Annotated in this window: 8 protein-coding genes; 6 read left to right on the plus strand and 2 right to left on the minus strand. The window is 41.0% G+C overall.

Annotated features, from left to right (window positions below; genetic code table 11):
* Positions 1 to 314: 314 nt before the first annotated feature.
* Positions 315 to 902, minus strand: coding sequence for a TfoX/Sxy family DNA transformation protein (locus tag DZ860_RS23175; protein WP_120035663.1), 588 nt, complete (start codon positions 900 to 902; stop codon positions 315 to 317).
* A 359-nt stretch (positions 903 to 1,261) separates the two neighbouring features.
* Here DZ860_RS23175 and DZ860_RS23180 point away from each other — a divergent pair, with 359 nt between their 5' ends.
* The 5 genes from DZ860_RS23180 to DZ860_RS23200 all read left to right on the plus strand — a co-directional run bounded on the left by DZ860_RS23180 (position 1,262) and on the right by DZ860_RS23200 (position 6,682).
* On the plus strand, positions 1,262 to 2,182 hold the full coding sequence (locus DZ860_RS23180; protein ID WP_120035665.1) for an HDOD domain-containing protein: 921 nt from the start codon (positions 1,262 to 1,264) through the stop codon (positions 2,180 to 2,182).
* Positions 2,183 to 2,201: 19 nt separating this feature from the next.
* Complete coding sequence (locus tag DZ860_RS23185) at positions 2,202 to 3,107, plus strand: LysO family transporter (RefSeq protein WP_120035667.1); 906 nt, start codon at positions 2,202 to 2,204, stop codon at positions 3,105 to 3,107.
* Between the two features lie 124 nt (positions 3,108 to 3,231).
* Positions 3,232 to 3,744: a hypothetical protein gene (locus DZ860_RS23190; RefSeq protein ID WP_120035669.1), complete on the plus strand. Its 513-nt coding sequence runs from the start codon at positions 3,232 to 3,234 to the stop codon at positions 3,742 to 3,744.
* Positions 3,745 to 3,895: 151 nt separating this feature from the next.
* Positions 3,896 to 5,542 (plus strand): pyridoxal-dependent aspartate 1-decarboxylase PanP, encoded by a 1,647-nt coding sequence (gene panP, locus DZ860_RS23195; protein ID WP_120035671.1) that lies wholly within the window; start codon positions 3,896 to 3,898, stop codon positions 5,540 to 5,542.
* 285 nt (positions 5,543 to 5,827) lie between these two features.
* Positions 5,828 to 6,682, plus strand: a complete 855-nt coding sequence (locus tag DZ860_RS23200; protein ID WP_120035673.1) for a MurR/RpiR family transcriptional regulator — start codon at positions 5,828 to 5,830, stop codon at positions 6,680 to 6,682.
* A gap of 96 nt (positions 6,683 to 6,778) precedes the next feature.
* Here DZ860_RS23200 and DZ860_RS23205 read toward each other — a convergent pair whose 3' ends face one another.
* Complete coding sequence (locus DZ860_RS23205; protein ID WP_120035675.1) at positions 6,779 to 8,035, minus strand: iron-containing alcohol dehydrogenase; 1,257 nt, start codon at positions 8,033 to 8,035, stop codon at positions 6,779 to 6,781.
* Between the two features lie 475 nt (positions 8,036 to 8,510).
* Here DZ860_RS23205 and DZ860_RS23210 point away from each other — a divergent pair, with 475 nt between their 5' ends.
* Positions 8,511 to 9,473 (plus strand): transposase, encoded by a 963-nt coding sequence (locus DZ860_RS23210; protein ID WP_207890677.1) that lies wholly within the window; start codon positions 8,511 to 8,513, stop codon positions 9,471 to 9,473.
* Positions 9,474 to 9,858 lie beyond the last annotated feature (385 nt).

The raw sequence follows: 9,858 nt of genomic DNA on the forward strand, positions 1-9,858 counted from the left end.
GCATTGAGATGATGTTCTTGGCAAAACTCAGCGGTAATCTGTAACTCTTTAGAAAACTCAGACATAAAAAAATCGGCCTCAACTATGTTGAGACCGATTATGAACCCTGCTCAGGATCGTTCAATTATTTAAAACGATCAGCATTAAGGTCAAACCTCGGCTTTTTGAATAAACGCAATGCAACATAAACATCCAATTTGACATCATCTTCAATTCAACTGCTCTTAACCAACAAGTTCAATTCAATATAAGTACACTGTATTGAGCACAGACTATGTTGAACATAGACTGTACTTAGGCTGTCCTAGCCTTAACTATGCGCAGCTCGCCAATAGCTGACGCTTACGTGGCTCTTGAATAAGCTTCCAGTGAATGCCTTCAATTGCCCCAGCAAATTTCCACAACAATTTGACATCAACGTCACTGCCATAAGTTAGTTTCACTTTAGAAAAAACTTGTGATGCGCCCAGTTCAATAAATGTCTCAACATCTTCAATTCCCGCTTTCTTTACCATACGTTCTAAAGTCAATTGCATATTAGGCAAATCTCTTAGGCGGCGATTAGCAGAAGAACGTTTAAACTTGCGCTGTGAAACTGAATAATCAATCGATTTTTTAACTAGGTCATCAAGGCAATCTAAATCATTAACAAAGATATCGGTAATATCATAATAATTTACTGTTGCTGTGGTTTGCTTCTTAACATGACGATACTTTTCGCACCCAAGTGCAGAAAGCTCCTCATCTAACTCATCGCCACCGCGGATGAATATTTTATCTGAACTTAATAAGGCAAACATTGCCTCTTCTTGAAATAAACCCGTACCCCCAAACATTGAGCGTTTTAGAAACTGCCCATATTTATCAACATACTGAATAAACGATTGCTCTGTCATACCTATTGATCCTTCAAATCATAAACCCCGATTATTTTATGATCACCAGACAGCAGCAGAATTAAGCGAAAATAGAGAAAGTTATATATATATTATTATTAGTAATCAACTGAGTGATTTATTGATGAAATGATAGTGAACAAAAAAAACAAAGTCTGTGCATAGATCACATCAACTAAACTTTATGCATATAAAATCGAGAGAAAAATCACGCTATATGGGTGTTTTTGATAGGTTGCTTCAAAAGTGAGACTAATTTTATAACATTGATTCACTAATTTATGAGAACTTCGTATTTGCGAAAATTTGCTAAATAAGAGAAAGACACGTTACACTGCGCACAATTCTGTTCTAACTCCATTTTTATGAACCATTTATCTTTTTATTGGCTACCTGACAATCGTGACCTCCTGATCAAGGGGATTGAATCGGAGTTTGCTCATTTCCTAGAAACCTCTGTTTCATCAGGTAAAATTTCTCTTCCGCCGCTACCAGAAATTGTCATCAAAATTCAACGTCTTTGTAGCTCTCAAGATACATCTGTTCATGATGTGGCGGATTGTTTACTTGAAGATCCAGGCCTTACCGCCATAGTAGTTCGTGTTGCTAATTCGGTGATATTCAATCGACGCAATATTATCTGTACCGATCTTATTACTGCTGTCTCTAGATTGGGTATTAACCGTGTGCGCGACATCGTCACCGCTCAAGCAATTGAGCAACTTAAAAACTCCGTAGACCTAAGCAAACAATGCAATCTAATTTTAAGCGATAGTGCTGTGAATTCACGCAAACTCGCGGCAACAATGGTGATGGTCGTTGAGGAGTTTCGTCAAACTAAAGACCCTCAATATAATCATTTAGAAGTGGATAAAGCTTTACTTGCTGGGTTGCTCGCAGATATTGGCCTGTTCTGCATAGTGAATGAATACCACCTGTACCTTTCAAAAGGGAACTATTTAGCACCTGAAATCGCCCTTCAGATCTTCAATACCCAGTGCGCCCAAGCAAGCTTGTTAGTCCTAAACAGTTGGGGATTTGATACCGATTTCCTTGAAGTATCTAGCAATGAATTCAAGCAAGAAAAAATTGCTGAAGTTACCTATCTCGATGTCGCGCGCATTGCCAATCATATTTTGATGTTCCGTCGTCAAGACGAAGACCTTTACGAACATGCTGTAGAATTCGATCTAACGGGTGCTGAGATACTGTACAAACTTACAAATATGAGAGATATTGAGTTTAATTCAAAAGTAAACAAGCTTATTAATACTTGCGGCTTATAGCCCACTTTCAGGACGTATCATGTTTTCAGGGATGTTATTTATCTTTGCCCCGCTCTGCGTGGGGTACTTAATTGCTGTATCCAATCAAAATTATCTAAATAAAATCAACTCAGCAACCTCTAACCTTATCTATGTCATTCTCGCATTGATGGGATTAAGCCTTGCTGCGCTCGATAATTTAGGCGACAACCTCCAAGTCCTTACATCATATACGCTCACGTTCTTCGTTTGTCTTGGCGTGTGTAATTTATTAGTGCTACCACTGGTCGATAAGTTGTTACCTCTCGAAACTGAAACCCATCAAAACAATATCCCCATGCTCGGCATGGTCATGGAGTCGGTGAAATTGGTAGGCGTGGTTGGTGGAGGCCTAATATTTGGTCTGATTAGCGGATTCGATCTTAGTTGGGTTGACACTGCTAGTGAATGGATTCTGTTTGTTTTGCTATTCTTTATTGGTATCCAGTTGCGTAACAGCGGGTTAACTCTAAAACAAATTTTACTAAATAAGCATGGCATGATTATCGCAGCATTAATGATTGTTAGTTCGATGGTCGGTGGTGCGATTGCTGCGTGGTTCCTAGATATCGATCTTTATAAAGGCCTGGCTATGGCTTCAGGCTTTGGCTGGTATTCCCTTGCAGGTATTTTGATGGGTGACGCACTGGGGCCTATTTTTGGTGGCGCTTCCTTTATGATTGAACTGCTACGAGAACTGGTCGCTCTAGTACTCATCCCCCTATTTATAAGGACTAAACCGTGTACTGTCATTGGCTACGCGGGCGCCACGGCAATGGATTTCACCTTGCCCGTCATTCAAACCACTGGGGGGGTGCGCTGTGTTCCTATTGCGATTGTTAGCGGATTTATTTTAAGCCTTTTAGTGCCTGTTTTAATGTTGTTCTTTGTCTCACTTGCAGCCTAGATCGCAGGAATTTAGGTTAAATTTATGTATATTAGTTGACCTTAATATAAGAACAGGCTCACCACTTACATCGACTGTATGATGTATCAAAAGTGTAAGGGTTTACATTCAAAAGGAAATGAATATGAAACGCATGATGATTGCATTGCTACTAGGGACGACTTCATCAGTTGCCATGGCAGCAGACAACGCTTGCTTATCCAAGAAGTATGATGCGTATATTGATGCGTCTTTACATTGGTATGAAGATTTAGCCCAACTGACTTCATCACAATATCCAGAACTCACTGAAGTCAGCGATTGGTTTTTAGAGGGGCGTAAAAATCACTTTGAACTCAATCGTGCTGCGGTTCACTACTATTTAATCAATGATTCAAATAAAGTGGCAATATCCCAACCAGTTGAGGCTTGGTTACAGCTCGATCAAAAAGATATTAAAGCGCTGACTTCGCGTACTGATGAACTAGGTCAACTCGCACAAACGACATTTGGTGATCGCCAAGCGAAACCTCATGACAAAAACTACGAATTGCGTTCAGCTTTCGCAGATTTGCTGTCTCATCCTACGAAAATTGATGCTGCACTCAAGCGCTATAATTCGGCAATTCAAGATGTTGCGACGATCGAGTGTCAGTAACTCATCGATAAGCCATATTGGTTTATATTCAATCACATCGATATTCTAAGCAGATTAATCAATAACAATATTCAATTTTGACGGGACTTTAGTCCCGTTTTCGTTTAAATTATTCGGCTTGCAACAAAAATGATAAGAGCAATATAGCTGTATGATATCGGAACAGAAAACGGCTAATGTGAGTTTGGAGAGCTTACTCCGAATCTTCACTGTCCCAGAAGGTCCAGATTCCACTCTGACCCAAATCGAAGAAGAGCTTTCACGTAACTTAAATAAGTTCTTGCGAGAGCATATTGTCGCGGAAGAAAAACCACTGCGAGATATCGAAAAAGATTTTTCGTACGCTTCTATTCCCGAGCAACCGGAATTCGTTTCCGATCATACTCAGCACTTGCTTGATAAACTGGTGTCACAATCGGTGCATACTTCTGCCCCGAGCTTTATCGGCCATATGACATCAGCTCTACCTTATTTTTTGATGCCGCTTTCAAAAATCATGATTGCGCTCAATCAAAACCTCGTAAAAATTGAAACGTCCAAAGCATTCACCCCCTTAGAACGTCAAGTTCTCGGCATGCTTCATCGTTTGATTTATCAAAAAGATGACGGCTTCTACAGTCAATGGATGCACAGTGCCAACCATTCACTCGGCGCATTTTGCTCGGGTGGAACCATTGCCAATATCACTGCACTTTGGGTTGCTCGTAACAACGCACTTAAAGCTGATGGCGATTTTGCTGGGGTTGAAAAAGAAGGCTTATTTAGAGCCATGCAGCACTACAATTATGATGGCCTTGCCATTTTGGTTTCTGAGCGTGGTCACTATTCACTGAAAAAAGCAGCGGATGTTTTAGGTATCGGTCAACAAGGCTTAGTGCCAATAAAAACCGATGTAAACAACCGTATTTGTCCGGTGGATTTACAAAATAAAATCACCGAACTAAAAGCTAAGCGAATTAAGCCATTTGCTGTTATCGGTGTCGCTGGTACGACAGAAACGGGTAATATCGATCCTTTAGCAGACATTGCGCGTGTTTGCCAAAAAGAACAGTGCCACTTCCATGTGGATGCAGCTTGGGGTGGTGCGACACTAATGTCCAACAATTACCGTTCACTACTGAGCGGCGTTGAATTGGCTGACTCAGTGACAATCGACGCGCACAAACAGCTATACATCCCTATGGGCGCGGGAATGGTACTGTTCAAAGATCCAAACTCAATGAAGTCTATTGAACACCATGCACAATATATCTTACGTCGTGGTTCGAAAGATTTGGGTAGTCACACGTTGGAAGGGTCACGATCTGGCATGGCAATGCTGGTCTATGCTGCTATGCACATTATTAGCCGTCCTGGGTATGAACTACTTATTGACCAGAGCATTGAAAAAGCAAGATATTTTGCAGACTTAATTGAACAACAGCCTGATTTTGAGTTAGTTTCTAAGCCAGAGCTTTGCTTACTAACCTATCGTTATTTACCAGCTCACGTTCGAGTCGCTTTGGAGAAAGCGGACCCTGCTCGACAAGAACTGCTGAATGAATTGCTCAACGAGTTAACGAAATTCGTACAAAAACGCCAACGAGAAACTGGTTTATCATTTGTGTCTCGAACGCGTTTGAACCCAGCCCGTTGGAACAATTTAAATACCATCGTATTTCGTGTCGTTTTGGCCAACCCACTAACGACTTGTGATATTTTACAATCGGTATTAGAAGAGCAACGTCAAATCATTCTGAGTGCACCAAAGCTGATGGGACGCATTGAAGCTCTCACTAAAGAAATCAACGCAAACTGAAATTTTATTTCTTGATAAATGTAATTCAGTTATCAGCTCGAGCCTGAAATAAAGGAAAATACACTCATTAGAGCTCTAAAGAGTGTATTTTCACAAAAACTTGTTTGAGGCTTGTCATATTCTCATCAATTCATTTGTATAAAAATTACTGTATTCCTGCCCGTTGGGTTTATACTGGCGCTATGGCGTTGGTCTGTTTTTGCCCGTTTGGAATATATTATTTCCTGAAGTTGGAAGCACTTAGGTAAGACTAACGAGTTGTTCTCTACACCCCCCGTGAACTGTATGAACACATTAGAAAAAATTCAAAAAAATCTAGAAAATTTTAGTAAGTCCGAACGAAAAGTGGCTGAAGTAATCATGGCTTCGCCTCAAACGGCAATTCATTCGAGCATTGCTACATTAGCTAAGATGGCAGATGTCAGTGAACCTACAGTAAACCGCTTTTGTCGTCGTTTAGACACGAAAGGTTTCCCTGATTTTAAACTGCACCTTGCTCAGAGCTTGGCTAATGGCACGCCTTACGTAAACCGAAACGTTGAAGAAGACGACGGTCCGGATGCGTACACCCATAAGATTTTTGAATCAACAATGGCGTGTTTAGATGTGGCGAAAAATAGCTTAGATCCTGTTCAGATAAACCGCGCAGTTGATCTACTAACTCAAGCGAAACGCATTTCATTCTTTGGTTTGGGTGCATCATCTGCTGTTGCAAAAGATGCGCAAAACAAGTTTATTCGATTCAATATTCCAATTACCTGCTTTGAAGATATCGTGATGCAACGAATGAGTAGCATCAACTGCACGGACAACGATGTCGTGGTATTAATATCTCATACAGGCCGAACTAAAAGCCAAGTTGAAATTGCCAATCTAGCAAGAGAAAATGGCGCAACCGTCATTGCTATTACGGCAAAAGATTCGCCTCTCGACAAAGCAAGTTCGCTCTCTATTTCACTTGATGTGCCAGAAGACACTGACGTATATATGCCAATGGCAAGTCGCGTTGTGCAAATGACTGTCATCGATGTTCTCGCGACAGGCTTTACGTTACGCAGAGGCTCTCGATTCCGCGAGAACCTTAAACGTGTTAAAGATGCCTTGAAAGACTCACGCTACGACAAACTCTCTCATTTTTAATGGGTGCTAGAGTTACGACTCTTTAGCTTTTCAGCGAACAACTAAAACGGAGCAATTGCTCCGTTTTTTAATCAGTTAACACCGACAGTATTAACATTAATTAGATCGCTGAAAGCGCTCCGGTAATGCCACTTTTTCTGATTCCATGATCATATCTACACGCGGAATGCTGGTGATATTAACTTCCTCATCTCCTTGGTAGTTGCATTGGCACACTTGCTCCAACACATACATTAACCGCTCTTTAGTCAGTGGCAATGGATTACCTTTTATCGCAACTGATTTCATCGCATCCTCTGCCACCAAGTCAAACGATGTCATGCAAACGCCAAAATCACTTAAGTTTGGAAGCGCTAGTTTCTCTAGCATCATATTGACCCACAGCACTCCATCATTACGATGTGCGTTCGATCTACCCGTGAGAATCTTAGCTATTTGAGTATATCTATTCAGTACATCTTCCCGATCAGCTTCTTTCGCCACACGAATATTTTCCATCATCACATGTGGGGCCAAACGCGCAGTAATCACACTATGAGGAGCATCCAGTTTCCCGCCCAAAGCTGCTGCTAAACCATGCGCCGCACCAAGTTTTGCATTGGTAATCGCCATTCCGCCAAGCATGGCAGCAAAAGATAGATCGGAACGTGCGTCAAAATCATCCTCTAAGCAACCGCTGATCACCGAACGGCTCAAACGACGTAAGCCCTCTTCACATATCATATCTGTAATCGGGTTAGGTTCACCACATACATACGCTTCCATTAGGTGAGTGAACGCATCCATAGCACCTCGACCTGAAGTATATCTATCTGTTCCGTAGGTTAATGTGGGATCCACAATTGCGACATCAGCAAGCATATCCGGGCTGCGCAAACTCACTTTGACCTGGTCTTGCCCCGAGCGAAGTACCGCATTCCTGGTTACCTCTGATCCTGTACTGGCCGTGGTTGGGATCGCAATAAAAGGAAGCGGCTTAGTTTTAAGAGGTACATTACGTCCAACGACTTCGACATAATCATAAACATCACCTTGATTTGGAATGATTGCCGCAAGAGCTTTGCCCATATCGATAACACTTCCCCCTCCCATGGCAACGACCATGTCCGGTTGAAACTTTCTCCCTCCCAATGCGCTTTCCTCAATCATGGTGATGTTCGGTTCTCCCGAAATCGCAATGTGCTGGTAACGCATATTATGTTGCTGCAGATAATTGATAATTGGTGACGAACGTTGCATGTTTTGCCCCGTCACGAGTAATACGCTGTAACCAAACTGATTCATAACTGAGAGAGAAGATTGAAGTGCGCCTTCACCAAAAATGATGCGCGTGGAGGTCATAAACTGGAACATACTACTACTCCGATGTGAATTATAAATTCCTTATAAACAACACTTTATAGCTGACGCTTTACTTGTTCATTTTACAGTGGCGACAAAGTGACGATAAATCTAAATAAACTACATCTAGAACAACACATTACACTTAAAATTTTCTTGTCCTAAGTCATACCTGATTACACATTCGTTATTCAAAAGTTAATAACACGATCTCCAACTCGTTTCGTATGTTTTTATGTAGTAATCCAATTCATATCAAACTAGCCACTGATGCCGGGACAGGCACTTAAACTTTGGGTACTTACACTTTTACAAGGACATGCACTATAAATCACGAAGATAGACATCAAACAAGGACACACACTATAAAGTAAACAAAGTATGGTTTGTTGATAATCTTGTTGTAAGTTCAAGGATCACTACTTGTTGTGGTTTGTAGCCTGCTTATGCTGAATTAACTAAATTTGATAACAGAGCAAGGCCCCCAATGACGATAGCTAGAAAACAATTGGTATCTATTGATGCAACCCCCTATTACCATTGTGTTTCTCGCTGCGTTAGGCGAAGTTTTTTATGTGGAATTGACCCGTTAACAGAGCAGAATTACGAACATCGTCGTGACTGGATAAAACAAAAGATATATTCGCTTTCTCAAGTATATTGTATCGACATTTGTGCTTACGCGATTATGAGCAATCATTATCATTTGGTCGTGCATATTAACCGAGACAAAGCATACGCATTGTCTAATAATGACGTAGTTGAACGCTGGCAAAAAGACCACAAACTCCCCACCCTAATCACACGCTGGTTAGCTGGACAATTGACTAGTAATGCAGAGCTCGAAGCGTCTATAGCGATAATTGACTCTTGGCGTTCACGCTTGTGGAACTTAAGTTGGTTTATGAAAGAGCTCAACTTTGACATAGCTTGCCACGCAAACCGGGAAGATGACTGCAGAGGTCACTTTTGGGAAAGTCGCTTTAAAAGTCAGGCTTTGCTCGATGAGCAGGCTTTAGCCGCAGCGATGGTTTATGTCGACTTAAATCCATTAAGAGCAGGGGTTGCTAATACACCAGAAACATCAGAGTACACCTCTATTCAGGCGAGATTAGAAGCATTAAATAATCAGCAAGAAACTGCTCCCTGTCTTCATCCATTTATTAGTAACCAAAATAACGAGAAACTAGACGGCATCCCATTTAGGTTAATGGATTATATTGAACTGGTTGATTGGACTGCACGACAATATAGAGAAAGAAAAGCTTCTTTAAATTCCACGATGCCGCCAATACTGAAGCGACTCAATATAAGCCACGTTACTTGGCTAAAAGCTTGTACCGAACTGGAGCGTAATCGACGCTCTGCTGTGGGTTGTATCTACAATCTAGAATCAGCGAAACATGCGTTAAATAAAAAACAGATACATCTAATTCGTTTGGATGGGTAAAACTAACCTTATACGTCTTTGCTCTTGGAGTACGCCCCCCCAAAGGGACGATCGGCTAGTTTCGCCATCATCGCTGTTACATAGTTGATCCATAATTCTCATTAATGATCCAAAATTGCTTTCTGTAATCCGCACATTGACTAATCTTCTCACAATGAACTGCTGTTGATATGGACATTGAATGGTCACGTATCCCTCTCTAATAGTGCCTGTCCCTAATTAGTCTTTTAATTAACTTTAAAGTGCCTGTCCCTGAGGTATCCCCTCAAATATGAGAAAAATAGTAAAATAATTCATAAAGATAAGAACATTCATGATGTTTAGTGATCTCACTTTTATCACCACAATAAAATGAGTAAACACTATGAATGCAGACCAAATAATA

This window comes from Vibrio sinensis, assembly GCF_003605645.1.
Classification (GTDB): domain Bacteria; phylum Pseudomonadota; class Gammaproteobacteria; order Enterobacterales; family Vibrionaceae; genus Vibrio; species Vibrio sinensis.

Coding starts and splice junctions, on each gene's coding strand:
- panP (WP_120035671.1), top strand. CDS start 3,896: ATGATATCGGAACAGAAAACGGCTAATGTGAGTTTGGAGAGCTTACTC.
- DZ860_RS23180 (WP_120035665.1), top strand. CDS start 1,262: ATGAACCATTTATCTTTTTATTGGCTACCTGACAATCGTGACCTCCTG.
- DZ860_RS23210 (WP_207890677.1), top strand. CDS start 8,511: ATGACGATAGCTAGAAAACAATTGGTATCTATTGATGCAACCCCCTAT.
- DZ860_RS23185 (WP_120035667.1), top strand. CDS start 2,202: ATGTTTTCAGGGATGTTATTTATCTTTGCCCCGCTCTGCGTGGGGTAC.
- DZ860_RS23205 (WP_120035675.1), bottom strand. CDS start 8,035: ATGTTCCAGTTTATGACCTCCACGCGCATCATTTTTGGTGAAGGCGCA.
- DZ860_RS23190 (WP_120035669.1), top strand. CDS start 3,232: ATGAAACGCATGATGATTGCATTGCTACTAGGGACGACTTCATCAGTT.
- DZ860_RS23200 (WP_120035673.1), top strand. CDS start 5,828: ATGAACACATTAGAAAAAATTCAAAAAAATCTAGAAAATTTTAGTAAG.